We start from the raw sequence: 16,103 nt of genomic DNA, 5'->3' as shown, positions 1-16,103 counted from the left end.
CCACCCCGAGGGGCAAGCGGTCCGGCCCGGGGGCCCCAGGGGCCCTATTCGTCGCTGCTGAGCTTGCCGCCCGTCACGTGCACGAGGCTACCGGTCATAAAGGAGCCGTCTTCCGACGCCAGCAGCACGTAGGCCGGGGCCAGCTCGTCGGGCTGGCCGGGGCGCTTGAGGGCCACCTCGTGGCCGAACTTCGCCACCTCATCCAGCGGCATGGTGCCGGGGATGTTGGGCGTCCAGACCGGGCCGGGCACCACGGCGTTCACCCGGATGCCGCGCTCGCCCAGGTACAGGGCCAGCGACTTGGTGAGGGCGTGGATGCCGGCCTTGGTGGAGGCGTAATCCACCAGCAGCGGGATGCCCACGATGCCCACGATGCTGCCCGTGTTCACGATGGCGTCGCCTTTTTGTAAATGCGGAATGGCGGCCTGCGCCATCCAGATGTAGCCCAAGATGTTGGTGTCGAACGTGCGGCGGATTTGCTCCTCCGGGATGTCCTCAAATTTCTCCTGCGCCATCTGGTAGGCGGCGTTGTTCACCAGAATGTTCAGCCGGCCAAACTCCTGCACGGTGCGGCGCACGGCCTGCTTGCACTGCTCGGGGTCGCGCACGTCGAGCTGGAGCACCAGGCAGCGGCGCTCCTCGGCCTCCACCATGGCTTTGGTCTGGTTGGCGTCCTCCAGGTTTTCGTTGAACACGATGACCACGTGGGCCCCTTCCTTGGCGAAGGCCACGGCCACGGCCCGCCCAATGCCCGAGTCGGCACCGGTGATGAGGGCAATCTTGTCCTGGAGCTTACCGGCGGCGCGGTAGGCCCGCAGGTCCGACTGCGGCTGCATTTTCATGTCGGCCTGCTTGCCGGGGTAGGGTATTTTTTCGGCCACGGCCTTCATGTCCGCGGCCGTGGGGCGCACGGGGGCTTTGGAAGGCGCGGGTTTCTTAGGCTTGGGAGCGTCGGTGGGGCCTGGAGGCACGGCGGCGGTGGGTTTTTTAGGGGGCATGGCGTAAAGCAGAAAAGGTGGGCTCCTTACTTTACGGGAAAATGCCCCTGGCGGCCATGCCGGGGCCCTAAGCTGTGGGGTCGGGGTACAGGGGCGGGCGCTCGGGCAGGGCCTGGCGGGCGCGGTAGTGCCCAAACCACGCCGCCGCCGCCCACATGGCCAGCAGGGGCCCCGCGAAGTACACCCACAGCGCCGGGGCCAGCTGCGCGGCCACCGCCGTGCCCGTGCTGCGGGCCGGGTTCAGGCTCATGCCCGACAGGGGCGACTCGAACACGATGAACACGGCCAGCATCAGCCCCGACAGGGCCCCGGCCCAGCCCTTGAAGCGCGCCGAGTGCAGGGCCCCCAGCAGCACCAGCAGAAACACCGCCGAAATCCCGATTTCGGCGCCTAGCGCCAGCAGCCAGCCGTAGTCGCCCGTAATGGGCCGGGTGATGTTGTAGTGAATGGCGGGGTAGCCAAACCACTGCTGCAACAGGTTGAACATAAGGAATCCCGCCCCCAAGGCCCCCGCAAACTGGGCCAGCACGTACCACGCCGCATCGGCGGTGCGGATGTGGCCCAACCGCCAAAAGCCCAGCGTGACGGCCGGGTTAAAGTGGGCCCCCGAGCGCTTGCCCCAAGGCGAGTAGGCCATGGCCATAATCAGCCCGGCGATGACCAGCCCCAGCCCCACGCGCTGCACCAACTCGCTGGGCCCCAGGGCGCGGGCCACGGCCGAGTTGGGGTGGTGAAAGATGACCGCCGTGGCGCTCGACACCACCAAAAAGGCGGCGGGCCCCGCGGCTTCCGCCAGGTAGTAGGGCCAGTGGCGGCGCAGGGCCGGAAGCAGTTCGCGGGCAAAACCCATGAGACAAAGAGCGTTGGTAGAACCTGCCCAACGCCGATAGCGCCCCCGATGTTTGGCGCTAGCGGCCGGCCGCCGCCGCGGGGCGGCGGGTGGCGGCGTGCAGCCCGGCGGCGGTGTGGCCGGCTTGCAGGGCCACAAACTCGGCCTGCCAGGCGCGCACGCGCAGTTCGTCGCGGGCCGGTAAGTCGAGCCGCACGCGGGCCAGGGCGGCGTTCACGTCGGCGTACACGGCGCGGGCGTAGTCCCAGTCGCGGTCGGTCCAGGCCTGGCGGCGGGCGCGGGTTTGCTGCAGTAGTTGCTGGTAGGGGCCCCCGATGGTGGCCGGCATCATGGCGTCGAGGTGCCCGGCGTAGGGCCCCAGCAGGTTGGCGGCCATTATTTTTTTGCGGGCCGGGCTGAGCGGCTCGGCGCGGCGGGCGCGGTTGGCGGCGTCGTACTGGGCGGTTTGGCGGCCCAGGCGGGCCAGGGTTTTGCCGCCCTGGCGGGCCAACGTGTCGAGCTTGCGCGACTGCTCGCGCACCACGGCCTGGCGCTCGCGCGGGGTCGAGTCGCAGGCCGTCAGCAGGCTGGCCAGGGCCCCCAGGGCCAGCGCGTGGGCGGCGAAGGAAGAGAACGTTTTCATGTGCGAAATGTACTTTAGAAAGCGCCGCCGTCTTCCAGCTGCTCGCGCAGGGCCAGCTGCTGCTCGCGCAAGCCGGGCAGGTGCGGGCACAAGGTTTCCAGCTGCTTCAGCGTGCGCAGGGCCCGGCGCGGGTCGGCGAGCTGCCGCAGAATGGCCGCCTGGCCCCACAGGGCCCCAAAGTGGCGGGGCTCGCGGCGCAGGGTTTCGGCAATGTCGGCGAGCGAGGCGCGGTAGTCGCCGCGCTGGTAGTAGGCGGTGGCGCGCTTGTTCCAGCCCTCGGCCAGGTGCGGGGCGGCGGCAATCAGCTCGTCAAACACGCCGATGGCGCGGGTGAAATCGGCGGCTTGCAGGGCGCGCATCCCGGCCTCCAGCTGCTTGTCGAGGGCCGCGTCGCCGGTGGCCAGCCACACCTGCCAGATGCCGTTTTGCAGGGCCTCAATCTCGGCCGGCGCAGTGGCCACGCGGAGCTGGGCAAAGAGGTTGTCGAGCATAGCAGAAGCAAAATGAAATAGAGGGCAGCCGAATCATACGGAATTACAACCGTTTAAAACGACGCCACGCCTGGATTTTACGGTTGGCTGGTGCTGTAGCCGCCACATTCAGGCGTGGCGTCGGCCGTGGGTCGCTGGTGGGAGGCATCTTCTGGCATCAGAAAAATCTGCTTCTCAGCGGACAAGATGTATTATATAATAAGTAAAATATATAATTTAATAAATAATTTCTCTATTTTGGGTATTCGTACACTAAGCCACTGCCCGATGGACCCTGCTGAACTTCCTCCGATGCGTCTTGACCTCTACTTCGCCACAGCAGCGGGGGTGCTGGTCAGCGTTATTTTGCCCCTGATCCGGCCCTTGCTGCCCAAGCCCGACGCTGCTGCGAGGTCAATGGCACCGAGCTTCTGGAAAGTCGTGTCTCCTTACCTCGCAACGGGCTTGTTCTCCTTGATAGTTGCCTGCCTGATAACGGCTTATTCGAACAGTGCCGGCCGGCCAATCGAAAATATCTACGCAGCTTTTATCGCTGGTTATCTAGCCGATTCAACTTTGCAAAAGCTAAGCCTACAGATGGCTTAAAACAGCTCCTTGGCCACCTTGCGGATGTTTTCCGACTTGCCCATTGAGTAGTAGTGCAGCGAGGGCACGCCGTGGGCCATCAGCTCGCGGCTTTGGTTGAGGCACCACTCGGTGCCGATGATGCGGGCGGCCTCGTTGTCGCGGCACTGGCTGATGGCCTCCACCAGCGGCTCGGGGAAGTTGAGAAAGAAGTTGCGGGGCAAGGCCGAAAGCTGGGCCTTGGTGGTGAGCGGCTTGAGGCCCGGAATGATGGGCACCATAATGCCGGCCGCGCGGCAGCGGCGCTCGAAGTCGAAGAATTGCTCGTTGTCGAAGAACATCTGCGTCACGATGTAGTCGGCGCCGCGGTCCACCTTGTGCTTGAGGTAGCGAATGTCGGCCCCGTAGTTGGGGGCCTCAAAGTGCTTCTCGGGGTAGCCGGCCGTGCCGATGCAGAAGCTGGTGGCCCAGGCGTCGTCCTGCTCCTGGTCGAGGTACTCGCCCTTGTTCAGGTCGGCTACCTGCCCGATGAGGTCGCAGGCGTAAGCGTGGCCGTCGGGCTCGGGCTTGAATACGCCTTCCGACTTGATGGGGTCGCCGCGCAGGGCCAGCACCGTGTCGATGCCCAGGAAGTGCAAGTCAATCAGTGCGTTCTCGGTTTCCTCCTTCGTGAAGCCCCCGCAAATCAGATGCGGCACGGTGTCCACGTCGAAGCGGTTTTTGATGGCCGCGCAAATGCCCACCGTGCCCGGCCGGCGGCGCACGGTTTTCTTCTCCAACAGGCCGTTGGGGTGCTGGCGGTACACGTATTCCTCGCGGTGATAAGTCACGTCGATGAACGGCGGTTTGAATTCCATCAGCGGCTCGATGTTCGAAAACAGCGTGTGGATGTTCTCGCCCTTTTTCGGCGGCAGCACTTCGAAGGAAAACAGCGTTTTGCCCTTGGCCTGGGCGAGGTGTTCGGTGACTTTCATGGGAAGGGGCCCCGTGGCCGGTTCTTAGCCGGCAGGGGTTGGCAAGCGGAGTGGAAGGATAAGGGCGTAGCGTAGTAGCGCTGGCCTTTAGGCAGTTGCGGCCACCGCGTCGGCGGCCACGGGTTCGTAGTTCAGGTTGGGCATCAGCCAGCGCTCCAGGTCGGGCAGGGCCATGCCCTTGCGCTGGGCCATGTCCACCACCTGGTCGCGGCCGATTTTGCCGAGGCCGAAGTAGCGCGAGTCGGGGTGGGCGTAGTACATGCCGCTCACGGCCGCCGTGGGGTACATGGCCAGGTTTTCGGTGAGCGTGATGCCCGTTTGGCGCTCGGCGTCGAGCAGTTGGAAAAGCGTAATTTTCTCGGTGTGGTCGGGGCAGCCCGGGTAGCCGGGGGCCGGGCGCACGCCCTGGTACTTCTCCTGGATGAGGTCGTCGCCGGTCAGCTGCTCGCCGGCCGCGTAGCCCCAGAACTCCTCGCGCACGCGCTGGTGCAGGCGCTCGGCGAAGGCCTCGGCGAGGCGGTCGGCCAGGGCCTTCACCATGATACTGGAGTAGTCGTCGTGGTCTTTCTCAAAGGCCTCCACCAGCTTCTCGATGCCGATGCCGGTCGTCACGGCGAAGCCGCCCATGTAGTCGGCGCGGCCGCTGTCCTTGGGCGCCAGAAAATCAGAAAAGGCGATGTTGGGGATGCCGGGGCCCTTCTCGCCCTGCTGGCGCAGGGTGAAAAACTCGGCCACGGGGGCCCCGCGCTCGTCGTCGGCGTAGAGCTCAATGGTGTCGTGGCCCACCGTGTTGGCCGGCCAGAAGCCCACCACGGCGCGGGCCGTGAGCAGCTTCTCGTCCACAATTTTCTTCAGCATGGCCTGCGCGTCCTCAAACAGTTTGGTGGCCGCTTCGCCCAGGTTTTCGTCGGTGAGGATGCGCGGGTAGCGCCCCTTCAGCTCCCAGGTGTGGAAGAAGGGCGTCCAGTCGATGTACTGCGCCAGCTCGGCCAGGTCGTAGTTGTCAAACGTCTTGGTGCCCAAGAATGTGGGCTTGGTGATGGGGGCCCCAGCCCAGTCGATTTTCACGCCGTTGGCGCGGGCGTCGGCAATGGTTTGGTAGTTCTTGTCGCGCTGGCGGCCGGCGTAGTCGGTGCGCAGGGCGGCGTAGTCGTCGGCCACGGTTTGGGCGTAGGCGGCGCGGCCCGAGCCGAGCAGGCCGGCGGCCACGCCCACCGAGCGCGAAGCGTCGTTGACGTGCACCACGGGGCCCCCGTAGCCAGGCGCAATTTTGACGGCCGTGTGCAGGCGCGAAGTGGTGGCCCCGCCGATGAGCAGCGGCACCGCGAGGCCGCGCTTCTGCATGGCCTGGCCCACGTACACCATCTCGTCGAGCGAGGGCGTGATGAGACCCGAGAGGCCGATGATGTCGGCGCCTTGCAGCACGGCCTCGTCCAGAATCCGCTCCAGGGGCACCATCACGCCCAGGTCCACGATGTCGAAATTGTTACAGGCCAGCACCACGCCCACGATGTTCTTGCCGATGTCGTGCACGTCGCCTTTCACCGTGGCCAGCAGGATCTTACCGGCCGTTTGGCGGTCGCCACTCTGCTTGTCGGCCAGCAAGTAGGGCTCCAAATACGCCACCGCTTTCTTCATCACGCGGGCCGATTTCACCACCTGGGGCAGGAACATTTTGCCGGCCCCGAACAGGTCGCCCACCACGTTCATGCCGCTCATCAGGGGCCCCTCAATCACGTCGAGCGGCCGGGCCACTTGCTGGCGCACCTCCTCGGTGTCCTGGTCGATGAACTCGGTGATGCCCTTGATGAGGGCGTGCTGCAGGCGCTCCTGCACCGGCAGGGCGCGCCAAGCGTCGGCCACCACCTCGGTTTTGTCCTTCTTCTTAACGGTTTCGGCGAAGTCCACCAGGCGCTCGGTGGCGTCGGCGCGGCGGTTCAGCAGCACGTCTTCCACCAGCTCCATCAGGTCCTTGGGCACGTCGTCGTACACGGCCAACTGGCTGGGGTTCACGATGCCCATGTCGAGCCCGGCGCGGATGGCGTGCAGCAGGAACGACGAGTGGATGGCCTCGCGCACCACGTCGTTGCCCCGGAACGAGAACGAAATGTTGCTCACGCCACCGCTCGTGAGGGCCCCCGGCAGGGTAGCTTTTATCCAGCGCACGGCCTCAATAAAGTCGAGCGCGTAGGTGCGGTGCTCCTCCATGCCCGTGCCCACGATGAGGATGTTGGCGTCGAAGATGATGTCTTCGGCCGGGAAGCCGATGCCCATCAGCAGGTCGTAGCTGCGCTGGCAGATGACCTTGCGGCGCTCCAGCGTGTCGGCCTGGCCGTCCTCGTCGAAGGCCATCACCACCATGGCCGCGCCGTACTGGCGCACGGTGCGGGCCCGCTGCAAAAACACCTCTTCGCCCTCTTTCAACGAAATTGAGTTCACGATGCTCTTGCCCTGCACGCACTTCAGGCCGGCTTCGAGCACGCTCCACTTCGAGGAGTCAATCATCAGCGGCACCCGCGAAATGTCGGGCTCCGAGGCAATTAAGTTCAGGAACGTGGTCATGGCCTGCTCCGAGTCGAGCATGCCCTCGTCCATGTTCACGTCGATGACCTGGGCCCCGCCCTCCACCTGGGCGCGGGCCACGGCCAGGGCTTCTTCGTAGGCCCCCGTGCGGATGAGGCGGGCAAACGCGCGCGAGCCGGTCACGTTGCAGCGCTCGCCCACGTTCACAAACAGGCTCTCCTTGGTGATGCCGAACGGCTCCAGGCCGCTCAGGCGCGTGGCCGGGGCCCCGGGGGCAGGTAGCGGGCGCGGCTTGTATTTCTCGGCCAGCTTGCTCAGCTCGGCAATATGCTGGGGCGTGGTGCCGCAGCAGCCGCCCACCACCGTGAGGATGCCGTCCTTGAGGTAATCTTCCACCAAGGCCGCAAATTCCTGCGCCGATTCGTCGTAGCCACCGAACGCGTTGGGCAAGCCGGCGTTGGGGTAAGCCGAGATGTGCACGTCGGAAATGCGGCTCAGCTCCTCCACGTACTGCTTGAGTTGGTTGGCGCCGAGGGCGCAGTTCAGGCCCACGCTCAGCAGCGGCAGGTGGCGGATGGAGTTCCAGAACGCTTCCACGGTTTGGCCCGAGAGCGTGCGGCCCGAGGCGTCGGTGATAGTGCCCGAAATCATGACCGGCACTTGGCGCCCGCCATCGTCGAAGAACTTCTGCACCGCGTACAGCGCCGCCTTGGCGTTCAGGGTGTCAAAAATCGTTTCGATGAGCAGCGTGTCCACGCCGCCGTCTACCAGCCCGCGCACCTGCTCCAGGTAGGCCGTGGCCAGCTCGTCAAAGGTCACGGCGCGGAAGCCGGGGCGGTTCACATCGGGCGAGAGCGAAGCGGTGCGGTTGGTGGGCCCCACGGCCCCGGCCACGAAGCGCGGCTTGTCGGGCGTGGAGTACTCGTCGGCCGCGTCGCGGGCTAGGCGCGCCGACTCGTAATTCAGCTCGTACACCACGTGCTCCAAGCCATAGTCGGCCTGGGCAATGGTGGTGCCCGAAAACGTGTTGGTTTCCACCATGTCGGCCCCGGCGGCAAAGTATTCGGCGTGGATGCCGCGGATGATGTCGGGCCGCGTCAGGCTCAGCAGGTCGTTGTTGCCGCGCAACGGCTTGGGGTGGTCGGCGAAGCGGGGGCCCCGGAAGTCTTCTTCCGTGAGCGGGTGGCGCTGAATCATGGTGCCCATGGCCCCGTCCAGAATCAGCAGGCGCTGGCGCAGCAGCGCGGGTAAGGGGCTGCTACACGCGGCGTCGGCCGTGGGTGTTTCGGGGGCGGTAAGGGCGGGGGAGGAAGCGAAACCGGACATGCTAACCAGATAAAAGCGGCGGACGAACGCGCTTATCCAGAAAGAAACCCGCTCCTATCAGGGGCGGTTCCGGCTGGCATCTTCTTCCGCCAAACGCGTTGGCAGAACGGGAGTTGGCACCTACTCAAAGCAGGTTGCCAAGACGTCACAGGGCCCAGTCCCTCGGTCTTTCTGGATAGCAGCTACTGCGAAGATACGCACGGGAAGGAAGTAATAGCCGGGCCGGGCTGCCGGCTTTTCATCGGCTGCCCGGTAATCGCTGCATGGCCGCTGCTTGGGTTTGGCAACGGTGGCAACGATTACCGGGCAGCCAGCGAAAAGCCGGCGGCCCGGCCCAATTGCTGGTCCTGGGGCCCTACAGCGGCCACGCCGGCCACGCGGTGCCAGCGGCAAAGTCCGTCAGTTCCGCCGGCAGCTCCAGAAACGCGTCGGCCCCGAGCAAGCCGGCCAGGTCGCCGGAGCCGCCCACGGCCACCGGCGTGGCGCGGCGCACGCCTAGCGCATCCACCGCAATTTGCACCGGCAGCAGGTGCGCCAGCGCGGGGCGGAACTGCACGGGGGCGGCGAGCACGGCCGGTGTGGGGCCCGGGGCCCCGGCCGCCGGCTGCTGGCAGGCCAGCAGCCAGGGCCGCACGTAGCGCGCCGCCGTCAGCAGCGTCGAAACGGGGTTGCCGGGCAGGCCGAACACCACGGGGCCCCCGCCGGCCCGGACCCCGAACCACATGGGCTTGCCGGGGCGCTGGTTCACTTCGTGGAAAATTTCTTCCACGCCCAGCTCGCGCAGCAGCCCGGGCAGGTGGTCGGCGCGGCCTTTGCTCACGGCCCCGCTCAGCACCACGGCGTCGAAGCCGGCGGCGAGGATGTTCGTCAGGCCCTGGCGTAGCGTGGGCAGGTCGTCGGGCAGGTGGAACAGGTGCACGTCGGCCCCGGCGGGGGCCAGCAGGGCCTGCACGGCGTAGGCGTTGGAGCGCCGGATTTGGTGGGGCAGGGGCGTGGCGGCCACGTCCACCAGCTCGTCACCGGTGCTCACCACGGCCACCCGGGCCAGGCGCGTCACGTGCACCTCGGGGGCCCCCACGGTGGCGGCCACGGCCAGGGCGGCGGGCGTGAGGCGGGTGCCGGCGGGCAGCAGCAGGTCGCCGCGGCGGCGGTCGGCGGCTTGGGCGTGCACGTTCACGCCGGCCCGGGCGGGCGCCGCGATGTTAATGGCAGCCTGCTGGTTAGCGATGGTAATGTCTTCGTAGCGCACCACGGTATCGGCACCGGGGGGCAGCACGGCGCCGGTCATCACCTCCGCGGCCACGCCCGGGCCGGGCAGCGGCCGGGCGGGGGCCCCGGCAAACTGCGCGTGCGCGATGGGAAACACCGTTTGGCCGCCGGCCCAGGCGGCGTGGGCCACGGCAATGCCGTCCATCGCCACCCGGTCGAAGGGCGGAAAGTCGCGGTCGGCGGCCAGGGCCTCGGCCAGGATGCGGCCGGCAGCGGCGGGCAGGGGCAGGGTTTCGGGCGGCAGCGGGTGGGCGGTGGCCAGCACGCGGGCGTAGGCTTCGGCAACGGAAATCATGGGTTCGGGAAGCGGTAATCGAGCAGCGCGTGGCGCCCGGCTAGGCGGCCGGCGGCCGCGTTCCGTAGAAGGTACGGCGCCCGGCTAGCTTTGTCTGGGCCTTTCGCACAATTTGGGGCCTTGGCTGGTTTTAGCCGGGGCCCCGCACGCCCACCCACCCGAACCACTCGCCTCATGCTGTCCGACAAATTCACCCACGTCAACGCCGCCAACCAGCCCACGATGGTGGACGTGGGCCAGAAAACGCCCACCCGCCGCCTGGCCCGCGCCCACTGCCGCGTGGTGCTGGGCCCCGAACTGCTGGGCCGCGTGCAGGCCGGCGAGCTGCCCAGCCACAAGGGCCCCGTGGTGCACACGGCCATCCTAGCGGGCATTATGGGGGCCAAAAAAACGGCCGACCTCATCCCGCTCTGCCACCCGCTGGGCCTGGATGATTGCCAAATCACCATCGAGCCCGACGGCCCCGACGCCCTGCGCGTGGTGTGCACGGCCGTGGTCACGGGCCGCACCGGCGTCGAGATGGAAGCCCTCACCGGCGCCAGCGTAGCCGCCCTCACCATCTACGACATGTGCAAGGCCTTCTCGCACGACATCACCATTACGGGCGTGCAGCTGATTGAAAAAACCGGTGGCAAGCGCGACTTCCTGCGGCCGTGAGCTTGTACCACCAAGCTGTGCTTGGTCTCGCGTATGCTGCCTTTAGGGCTCCTGGGGCAAAACCAAGCCCAGCTTGGTGGTACAACCCTGAAATTCACTGATTCAATACCATTACTATGAATCCTTCCGAAAACAAGCGCGCCAAGCACGCCGCCCTGGCCCGGCCCGACGTGGGCGAATTTGGCCGCCACGAACTGGCCATCCTGGGGGCCCCGTGCGGCGACATCCAGGCGCTGGTGGCGCGGCTGCTGCCCCACCTGGCCCCGGCCCTGCGCGTGGCCTACGTCGATGCCGACCACGCCGCCGGCGACGCCGCGCTGGGGGCCCCCGCGCCCGCCAAGCTGGTGCCGGCCGTGGGCGAAAACGGCCTCTCGGCCGAGCTGGTGGATAAAATCACGTACCGCCAGCTGAACACCGCCCGCGCCCTCGACAAGTTCTCGCAGCCCGAACTGCTGGCCCACGAAAGCGTGGTGCTGGTGAATGGCAACCACTTCCGCGCCCGCCAGCAAGTCGTCATCGTTGACCCGCGCAAGCCGCTGGACAAGAAGCTCGACCGCCTCACCGACGTGCGCCTCGTGCTGCTGGCCGATGGCCAAACCGAGCTGCCCGCGGTGCTGCTGGCGCACTTGGCGGGGGCCCCGCAGCCACCCGTGCTGCCGCTGGCCGACGCGGCCGGCATCGCCGCGTTCATCCAAAACTGGTACGCCGCGGCCGTGCCCGTGCTGCGCGGCCTGGTGCTGGCCGGCGGCCGCAGCGAACGGATGCGCACCGACAAAGGGGCCCTGCACTACCACGGCGCCGCCGACCAGCGCCAGCACACCGCCGCGCTGCTCCACGAGTTTTGCGCCGACGTGCGCGTGTCCGTCCGCCCTGATCAGGCTGACGAACTGCCCGCCGGCCTCGTGCCACTGCCCGACACGTTTGCCGGCCTGGGGCCCCTGGGCGGGCTGCTCAGCGCCTTCCGGGCCGACCCCAACGCCGCGTGGCTGGTGCTGGCCTGCGACCTGCCGCTGCTCACCCGCACCACGCTGGAATTCTTGGTGGGTAACCGCCAACCCGCCCGCTTCGCCACTGCCCTGCAAAGCCCCTGGAACGACTTCCCCGAGCCGCTCGTCACCATTTGGGAACCAAGGGCCTACGGCGAACTGCTGCGCTTCCTCAGCCTCGGCTACTCGTGCCCCCGCAAGGCCCTCATCAACTCCGACACGGCCGTGCTGGCCCCGCCCGTGCCCGAGGAATTGCGCAACGTGAACACCCCCGAAGAGCGCGCCGCGGCGGAAACAGCGCTGCAAGGAGGGTAGCCAAACTGCGGGACGCCGGGGTAAATGTTTGGTGCTAAGCAACCTTATGGGGCCCCCAGCCATCTGTGTTTTGATGAAACACCTCTTCCTTTGCCTGGGGCTGCTGGCCGGGTGCACGGCCGCGCGGGCCCAAACAACTCCTGCCGCGCTGAACCTGGATTTTGAGCGCATTGACCACCAAACCAACCGGCCCACCGGCTGGCGGGCGCAACTAAACGGGACGAACGGGGCCTATGAAATGGTCGCCGACTCGGTTGTGCGCCAGCAAGGAAAATATTCTTTGCGCATTCGTTCGGTAGATAAGAAGCCGGATAGCAAGGAGTTTGGCGTGGCTATTCTGCGCATTCCGGCCAACTTCCGGGGCAAAACCATCAGGCTGACGGGCTTCATGAAAACCGAGAACATCCAGGGCAGCTACGCCGGCCTCTGGCTGCGGGTGGATGGCGACGAGGGCACGCTGGACTTTGATAACATGAGCAAGCTGAACGTGCAGGGCACCACCGACTGGAAGCGCTACACCATCGAGCTTGCCCTGGACGCCAGTGCGCAATCCGTCTGGCTCGGCGGCCTCACGTCCGGCACGGGCACCATGTGGATTGACGACCTGGCGCTGACCGTGGACGGCAAGCCCCTGGCCAAGGCTCCGTTCAAGGAAATAAAGCGCTACAAGGCGGCGCAGGACACGGCCTTCCGGCGCGGCTCCGGCATCGCGCTGGACAACCTGAGCCCGACGCAAATCGATAATCTGGCCGTGCTGGGTCGGGTGTGGGGCTTCGTGAAGTACTACCACCCCGCCGTGGCCCGCGGCGACTACAACTGGGACGCTGAGCTGCTGCGCGTGCTGCCCAAGGTGCTCAGCAGCGCCACCCCGCAGGCCCGCAACGAAGTGCTGAGCGCCTGGCTGACCAGCCTGGGCCCCGTGCCCGCCTGCGCCACCTGCCGCCAAACCAGCAGCCTCCCCATCCGCCTGCAACCCGACCTGGACTGGCTGACCGACGAAAAGCAACTGGGCCCCGCCCTGAGCCAGCAGCTGGAGTACCTGCGCCGCAACCGCAACCAGGTCCCCCACTACTACGTGAGCGACGCGCCTTACTCGGGCAACCCCGTTTTCCACCACGAGCAAGCCTACGCCAGCCCCACCACCCCCGATGCCGGCCTGCGCCTGCTGGCCCTGTACCGCTACTGGAACATGATTGCCTATTTCTACCCCTACCGCTACGCCATTGGGGAAGATTGGCAAAAGGTGCTGCCCGCGTTCATCCCGCAATTCGCCGCCGCCCGCACCGACGAGCAATACCGGCTGACCGCACTAGGCCTCATTACCCGCATCCACGACTCACACGCCAATATTTTCGGTACTGACAAAGTGATGAGTGCTTACTACGGCCTGTATTATGCACCGGCGCAGGTGCGCTTTGCGGAAGGCCAGGCCGTGGTAACGGGCTACTACCACGACCAGCTGGGCCCGGCTACCGGTCTGCAAAAAGGCGATGTGGTGCTGCAAATAGATGGCGTGCCGGTGCCCGACCTAGTGAAAGCCCGGCTGCCGCTCACGCCTGCTTCCAACGAGCCCACTCAACTGCGCAACATCGCCCAAAACCTGCTGCGTGGCCGCACTGACCAAGTGAAGCTGCTGGTGCGCCGCGACGGCCGCGACTTACCTCTCACGGTAGCCCGCGTGCCCGCAGCGCAGCTCAACCTGGCCCTGAATAACGGCACGCCCGACCCCAAGGCCCCGGCCTGGCACGTGCTGCCCGGCAACATTGGCTTGCTCACGATGGGCACCCTGCACAAAGACCAGCTGCCCACCATTATGCAAGCCGCCAAGGCAACCAAGGGCCTAGTGATTGACGTGCGCAACTACCCGGCCGAATTCCTCGTGTCCTACGCCCTACCGCAGTACCTGATGCCCAAAAAAACGGCATTTGGGCAGTTCAGCGGCCCCCAGCTTAACTACCCAGGCGTGTTTCTAACTGCTCCACCCCTAACGATACCGGCCAGCAAAGGCGCGCCGTACGCAGGCAAAGTCGTCGTTCTGGTAAATGAGCTCACCCAGAGCCTGGCTGAGTTCACCGCTATGGCTTTGCGCGCCGTGCCGGGGGCCACCGTGGTGGGCAGCACTACCGCCGGGGCCGATGGCAACGTGTCTACTATCGTCCTGCCCGGCAACATCTCCAGCTGGATTAGCGGCCTGGGCGTGTACTACCCCGATGGGCGCGAAACCCAGCGCGTCGGCATCGTGCCCGATGTAGTGGTGCAGCCCACCATCGAGGGCATCCGCGCCGGGCGCGACGAAGTGCTAGAACGCGCCGTGCAGCTCATCGAAACCCCGTAGCTGCTCGCCCCTACGGGTGCGCCGCTACCCACTCGGTGCCGTCTTCGTATTCCTCGCGCTTCCAGATGGTTACCACCTGCTTGAGCGTGTCGATGATGAACTGGCACGCGGCGAAGCTTTCGGCGCGGTGGGGCGTGGCCACGGCCACCACCACGGCCACGTCGCCGAGGTTCAGGGTGCCTTTGCGGTGCACCACGGCCACTTCCTGCAGCATGGGCCACTTTTCGTAGGCCTGGGCCACCACGTGGCCGAGCTGCGTGAGGGCCATGCTGTCGTACGACTCGTAGTGCAGGCGGCGCACCCGGCGGCCCCCGCTCTGGTTGCGCACCGTGCCGATGAAGGAATTGACGGCCCCCGCGGCGTCGGTTTGCACGGCGGCCAGGGCCGCGGCCACGTCAATGGATTGGTCAGTAATGGAAAGGTGGGGCGTCATTTAAGGAAGAGAAGCGAGAAACGGGTGCCGATTAATATTTAAAAAACTAGCCGCCGGCCACGGGCGGAATCAGCGCGATTTCGTCGTTCGGGCCGATGGCTTGCTCGGCGGGGGCATATTCGTTGTTCACGGCCACGGCACAGCTGCGCAACTGGCCCAGGGCCGGGTAGCTGGCCCGCATACGGTCGAGCAGGGCCCCCACGGTGGCGGGGGCGGGGGCGGGCATTTCCAGCGTGGGCTGGCCCACAATGTCGCGGGTGATGCCGAATAAGGCGATTTTCAGGGCCATAATTTTTGGTAAATTTACCCGAGCGGAAACGCCCGCCGGGGCCGTTGGCGTTGCGCCCTTGAACACCGGCGGCCGATTAGAGGTTTAGCTGAACCCGCCCGCTTTACGTACGAAAGGGCAAAACAGGGACTGAATATGCTGACTTCTGCGCTTTTGCCGGCCGCCGCCACGCCGGCCACTACTCTTATCGACCAGCACGGCCGGCCGCTCGAGTACGTGCGCTTGGCCGTGACGGACCGTTGCAACCTGCGCTGCTTCTACTGCATGCCCGAGCAAGGCATCCAGTATATGCCGAAGAACGAGCTGCTTAGCTACGAGGAAATGCTGCGCTTGGTGGGCCTGCTGGCTGGCCTGGGCGTGCGCAAAGTGCGCCTCACCGGCGGCGAGCCCTTTGTGCGGCGCGACCTGGTGCCTTTCATGGAGCGCCTGGCCGCCCTGCCCGGCATCGACGACCTGAGCCTGACCACCAATGGCGTGCTGACGGCCCCCCACGTGCCAGCTCTGGCCCGCATGGGCGTTAAGGCCGTGAACCTGAGTCTGGACACACTCGACCGGGAGCGGTTTTTCCAAATCACGCGGCGCGACGAGCTGCCGCGCGTCATGGAAACTTTTCACGCGCTGCTGGCAGCCGGCATTCAAGTGAAAATCAACGCCGTGGTGATGGACGGCCGCAACATTGACGACCTCGTGCCGCTGGCCGACCTCAGCCGCGAGCTGCCCGTGGACGTGCGCTTCATCGAGGAAATGCCCTTCAATGGCGGCAGCCACGTGGCCACGCCGGCCTCGCTGCCCTGGCACCACGGCCGCATCCGCCAGCACCTGGAAAACCACTTCGGGGCCCTTGCGCCGGTAGCCACCGGCGCCGGCGCCACGGCCTCGGAGTACCGCATTGCCGGGCACCGGGGCACGGTGGGCATCATCGCGGCGTATTCGCGCACCTTCTGCGGCACCTGCAACCGCCTGCGCCTCACGGCCGAAGGCGGCATCAAAACCTGCCTTTACGACCAGGGCGTGCTCGACGTGCGGGCCCTGCTGCGCGGCGGTTCTTCTGATGCGCAAGTGGTGGAAGCCCTGGCCAACGCCTTCCGCCACCGCGCCGCCAACGGCTTCGAGGCCGAGCGCCAACGCCCGCTGCACCAGCTCAACTTCGAGAGCATGGCCACCATCGGCGGGTAA

General features: G+C 66.4%; 14 protein-coding genes and 1 riboswitch. Of the genes, 5 read left to right on the top strand and 9 right to left on the bottom strand.

Annotated elements, in window-relative coordinates:
* Positions 1-44 precede the first annotated feature (44 nt).
* The 4 genes from EAH73_RS14420 to EAH73_RS14405 form a co-directional block, all read right to left on the bottom strand.
* Positions 45-890, bottom strand: coding sequence for an SDR family oxidoreductase (locus EAH73_RS14420; RefSeq protein WP_170214089.1), 846 nt, complete (start codon positions 888-890; stop codon positions 45-47).
* A 175-nt stretch (positions 891-1,065) separates the two neighbouring features.
* On the bottom strand, positions 1,066-1,848 hold the full coding sequence (locus EAH73_RS14415) for an MIP/aquaporin family protein (RefSeq protein WP_140467697.1): 783 nt from the start codon (positions 1,846-1,848) through the stop codon (positions 1,066-1,068).
* A 58-nt stretch (positions 1,849-1,906) separates the two neighbouring features.
* Positions 1,907-2,470: a hypothetical protein gene (locus tag EAH73_RS14410; protein ID WP_140467695.1), complete on the bottom strand. Its 564-nt coding sequence runs from the start codon at positions 2,468-2,470 to the stop codon at positions 1,907-1,909.
* Between the two features lie 14 nt (positions 2,471-2,484).
* Positions 2,485-2,961, bottom strand: a complete 477-nt coding sequence (locus EAH73_RS14405; RefSeq protein WP_140467693.1) for a tetratricopeptide repeat protein — start codon at positions 2,959-2,961, stop codon at positions 2,485-2,487.
* Between the two features lie 291 nt (positions 2,962-3,252).
* Here EAH73_RS14405 and EAH73_RS14400 point away from each other — a divergent pair, with 291 nt between their 5' ends.
* Positions 3,253-3,546: a hypothetical protein gene (locus tag EAH73_RS14400; RefSeq protein WP_140467692.1), complete on the top strand. Its 294-nt coding sequence runs from the start codon at positions 3,253-3,255 to the stop codon at positions 3,544-3,546.
* Here EAH73_RS14400 and metF read toward each other — a convergent pair.
* From metF to EAH73_RS14385, 3 genes are all read right to left on the bottom strand, one after another.
* Positions 3,543-4,499: a methylenetetrahydrofolate reductase [NAD(P)H] gene (gene metF, locus EAH73_RS14395; protein ID WP_140467690.1), complete on the bottom strand. Its 957-nt coding sequence runs from the start codon at positions 4,497-4,499 to the stop codon at positions 3,543-3,545. The genes EAH73_RS14400 and metF overlap by 4 nt on opposite strands.
* Positions 4,500-4,586: 87 nt before the next feature.
* Positions 4,587-8,348: a methionine synthase gene (gene metH, locus EAH73_RS14390; RefSeq protein WP_140467688.1), complete on the bottom strand. Its 3,762-nt coding sequence runs from the start codon at positions 8,346-8,348 to the stop codon at positions 4,587-4,589.
* Positions 8,349-8,421: 73 nt separating this feature from the next.
* A riboswitch (SAM riboswitch) is annotated at positions 8,422-8,530 on the bottom strand.
* 173 nt (positions 8,531-8,703) lie between these two features.
* Entirely contained in the window at positions 8,704-9,912 is a 1,209-nt protein-coding gene (locus EAH73_RS14385) for a molybdopterin molybdotransferase MoeA (protein ID WP_140467686.1), read from the bottom strand.
* A 174-nt stretch (positions 9,913-10,086) separates the two neighbouring features.
* On the opposite strand from EAH73_RS14385, the gene moaC reads away from it, so the two are divergent.
* The 3 genes from moaC to EAH73_RS14370 all read left to right on the top strand — a co-directional run bounded on the left by moaC (position 10,087) and on the right by EAH73_RS14370 (position 14,205).
* Positions 10,087-10,569, top strand: a complete 483-nt coding sequence (moaC, locus tag EAH73_RS14380) for a cyclic pyranopterin monophosphate synthase MoaC (RefSeq protein ID WP_140467684.1) — start codon at positions 10,087-10,089, stop codon at positions 10,567-10,569.
* A gap of 116 nt (positions 10,570-10,685) precedes the next feature.
* Positions 10,686-11,870 carry an NTP transferase domain-containing protein gene (locus tag EAH73_RS23490; RefSeq protein WP_205013008.1) on the top strand — a complete coding sequence of 395 codons (1,185 nt, stop codon included), beginning with the start codon at positions 10,686-10,688 and terminating at the stop codon, positions 11,868-11,870.
* Between the two features lie 73 nt (positions 11,871-11,943).
* The gene (locus EAH73_RS14370) at positions 11,944-14,205 is read left to right on the top strand and encodes a S41 family peptidase (RefSeq protein WP_161599559.1); all 2,262 of its coding nucleotides are present in this window, start codon (positions 11,944-11,946) and stop codon (positions 14,203-14,205) included.
* Positions 14,206-14,215: 10 nt separating this feature from the next.
* Here the strand turns inward: EAH73_RS14370 and EAH73_RS14365 are convergent, their stop codons facing one another.
* Together EAH73_RS14365 and EAH73_RS14360 are read right to left on the bottom strand one after the other, a co-directional pair.
* Positions 14,216-14,638 carry a molybdenum cofactor biosynthesis protein MoaE gene (locus tag EAH73_RS14365; RefSeq protein WP_140467680.1) on the bottom strand — a complete coding sequence of 141 codons (423 nt, stop codon included), beginning with the start codon at positions 14,636-14,638 and terminating at the stop codon, positions 14,216-14,218.
* 46 nt (positions 14,639-14,684) lie between these two features.
* Positions 14,685-14,927, bottom strand: a complete 243-nt coding sequence (locus EAH73_RS14360; RefSeq protein WP_140467678.1) for a MoaD/ThiS family protein — start codon at positions 14,925-14,927, stop codon at positions 14,685-14,687.
* A gap of 135 nt (positions 14,928-15,062) precedes the next feature.
* On the opposite strand from EAH73_RS14360, the gene moaA reads away from it, so the two are divergent.
* Entirely contained in the window at positions 15,063-16,103 is a 1,041-nt protein-coding gene (moaA, locus tag EAH73_RS14355) for a GTP 3',8-cyclase MoaA (protein WP_140467676.1), read from the top strand.

This window comes from Hymenobacter nivis, assembly GCF_006439025.1.
Taxonomy (GTDB): Bacteria; Bacteroidota; Bacteroidia; order Cytophagales; family Hymenobacteraceae; genus Hymenobacter; species Hymenobacter nivis_A.
This window is presented reverse-complemented; position numbering and strand designations above follow the sequence as displayed.

Bases quoted from the DNA above. Each gene is read 5' to 3' on its own strand.
- EAH73_RS14420 (WP_170214089.1), bottom strand. From the start codon at position 890: ATGAAGGCCGTGGCCGAAAAAATACCCTACCCCGGCAAGCAGGCCGAC.
- EAH73_RS14415 (WP_140467697.1), bottom strand. From the start codon at position 1,848: ATGGGTTTTGCCCGCGAACTGCTTCCGGCCCTGCGCCGCCACTGGCCC.
- EAH73_RS14410 (WP_140467695.1), bottom strand. From the start codon at position 2,470: ATGAAAACGTTCTCTTCCTTCGCCGCCCACGCGCTGGCCCTGGGGGCC.
- EAH73_RS14405 (WP_140467693.1), bottom strand. From the start codon at position 2,961: ATGCTCGACAACCTCTTTGCCCAGCTCCGCGTGGCCACTGCGCCGGCC.
- EAH73_RS14400 (WP_140467692.1), top strand. From the start codon at position 3,253: ATGCGTCTTGACCTCTACTTCGCCACAGCAGCGGGGGTGCTGGTCAGC.
- metF (WP_140467690.1), bottom strand. From the start codon at position 4,499: ATGAAAGTCACCGAACACCTCGCCCAGGCCAAGGGCAAAACGCTGTTT.
- metH (WP_140467688.1), bottom strand. From the start codon at position 8,348: ATGTCCGGTTTCGCTTCCTCCCCCGCCCTTACCGCCCCCGAAACACCC.
- EAH73_RS14385 (WP_140467686.1), bottom strand. From the start codon at position 9,912: ATGATTTCCGTTGCCGAAGCCTACGCCCGCGTGCTGGCCACCGCCCAC.
- moaC (WP_140467684.1), top strand. From the start codon at position 10,087: ATGCTGTCCGACAAATTCACCCACGTCAACGCCGCCAACCAGCCCACG.
- EAH73_RS23490 (WP_205013008.1), top strand. From the start codon at position 10,686: ATGAATCCTTCCGAAAACAAGCGCGCCAAGCACGCCGCCCTGGCCCGG.
- EAH73_RS14370 (WP_161599559.1), top strand. From the start codon at position 11,944: ATGAAACACCTCTTCCTTTGCCTGGGGCTGCTGGCCGGGTGCACGGCC.
- EAH73_RS14365 (WP_140467680.1), bottom strand. From the start codon at position 14,638: ATGACGCCCCACCTTTCCATTACTGACCAATCCATTGACGTGGCCGCG.
- EAH73_RS14360 (WP_140467678.1), bottom strand. From the start codon at position 14,927: ATGGCCCTGAAAATCGCCTTATTCGGCATCACCCGCGACATTGTGGGC.
- moaA (WP_140467676.1), top strand. From the start codon at position 15,063: ATGCTGACTTCTGCGCTTTTGCCGGCCGCCGCCACGCCGGCCACTACT.